Source organism: Comamonas sp. JNW, assembly GCF_003105075.1.
Taxonomy (GTDB): domain Bacteria; phylum Pseudomonadota; class Gammaproteobacteria; order Burkholderiales; family Burkholderiaceae_C; genus Comamonas; species Comamonas squillarum.
In genome coordinates this window covers 1-1,751 of sequence record NZ_QETI01000033.1, presented here as the reverse complement: position 1 = coordinate 1,751, position 1,751 = coordinate 1, and the positions used below count along the sequence as shown (strand labels likewise).

The 1,751-nt window shown below is 64.6% G+C and carries 1 protein-coding gene; it reads right to left on the bottom strand.

The features are described from left to right. Positions 1-1,116: 1,116 nt before the first annotated feature. Positions 1,117-1,751 (bottom strand): peptidylprolyl isomerase (locus DCO45_RS22415; RefSeq protein WP_116927869.1); only part of this gene is annotated, 635 nt, incomplete at its 5' end.

Sequence of the window (1,751 nt, the reverse complement as noted above, 5' to 3'; positions counted from 1 at the left end):
TGAACGGGGCGCCCCGGCGCGGAGTGAGTTATGCGGCACGCCCCTGGGCCGAGCATCGCAGGTTGCCCCGCAGCGCAGCGAAGGGGACACGGACAGCAGGGGCGCACTTCTTTTGCTTACTTTTCTTGTGCGAGCAAGAAAAGTGAGTCGGCTGCCGGACGAAATCCGGCTTCTGTCCTTCAACAACAGAAGAAGTAGAAACCAGCCGCTGTGGCCAACGCTTCTCCATTAACTCGGCAATACCGTGCGATGGTCGGCCTTCCATCGCTCTTAGCCATGCAGGCTCCTGCTTTGGCCTTCAGGCCGGAGGCCGGTTTTCGCCCGGCAGGCGACTCACTTTCTTGCTCGTGCAAGAAAGTAAGCAAAGAAACACGCCCCTACCGTCTGCGACCCCTTCGCTGCGCTGCGGGGCAACCTGTGGCGTGACGTTTGCGGTCTGCGCCGTGGAACTCACTACGCGCCAAGGCGCTCCGTTCAAACAGCCACGGCGAGTCAGTTCACGAAGCATGCGCGCTGGGGCGCGCATGCCAGCCCGCAAACGCCCTACCACAGGCACATACAGAAGGGGGGATGCCCCCGATGCCGAGCGCAGCAATGGCTCGCAGGTTGTCGGGCCCCTTCTGTCCGTGCCGAGAAGCACAGGCCCAGGGGCGGGCGTGTGCCGAAGGACACACGCTTCGTGAACATGCTTGCCGCATCTGTTTGAACGGAGCGCCCTGGCGCGCAGTGAGTTATGCGGCACGTCCCTGGGCCGAGCATCGCAGGTTGCCCCAGCGCCCCAGGCGCTGGGGACACGGACAGCAGGGGCGCACTTCTTTTGCTTACTTTTCTTGTGCGAGCAAGAAAAGTGAGTCGGCCGCCGGACGACATCCGGCCTCTGTCCTTCGATTAAGCAATAGAGGTAAAACGGAAGCTGAGCCGGTCAGCGGCTCTTAATTGGACATGGACAGAGCGATGGCAACACTCTACGCACCATCGCTCTTGGCCATGCAGACTCCTGCTTTGGCCTTCAGGCCGGAGGCCGGTTTTCGCCCGGCCTCTGTCCTTAAACAAAAAGCAGGCGGTTAACAAAGAGCCGACGGTGAGACATAACCAGGCGGCAATCAAACAAAAGAGCTACTGCACCAAAGGCGTTTCCGCCCTTTCCAAATCCACCCCCACCACCAGCGCCCGCCCAGCCAACAACCGCAAATACTGCGACAACCCCGTCGCAAAACTCTGCTGCCGCAGCTGCTGCAACACAGCGGCCCGCACCTGCTCATAAGGCGGCACGGTGCCCGCCTCGCGCTCCTGCACCTCCACCACATGCAGCCCAAAGCGGCTGTGCACCAGGCGCGGCAACACCCCCACCTCGGCATGGCCGAAAAGCTCGCGGGCGAACTCGGGGGCGCAATCCTCGATGCGCAGCCAGCCCAGCTGGCCACCCTGCGCGCCGCTGGGGCAGTTGCTGCTGGTGCTGGCAGCGGCGGCAAAGCGGTCGCCGGCGGCCTGCTCTTGCGGGGTGGCGCTGCGCACATCCAGCAGGCAGGCCTCGGCGCGCTGGCGCAAGGCGTTGATGTCGACGCCGGGCGTCACCGCAAAGAGCACATGGCGTGCCCGCACGCGCTCGCCCCGGGCGTAGCGGGCTGCGTGGGCTTGGTAGTGGCGGCGGCCGGCGTTGTCGTCGGGCTCGGGCAGTTGCAGCTCGGCGTCCAGCAACTGCTCGATGGCGCTGCCGGCCGCTTCGCTGATGGCGCCGGCGCGGGGCACGG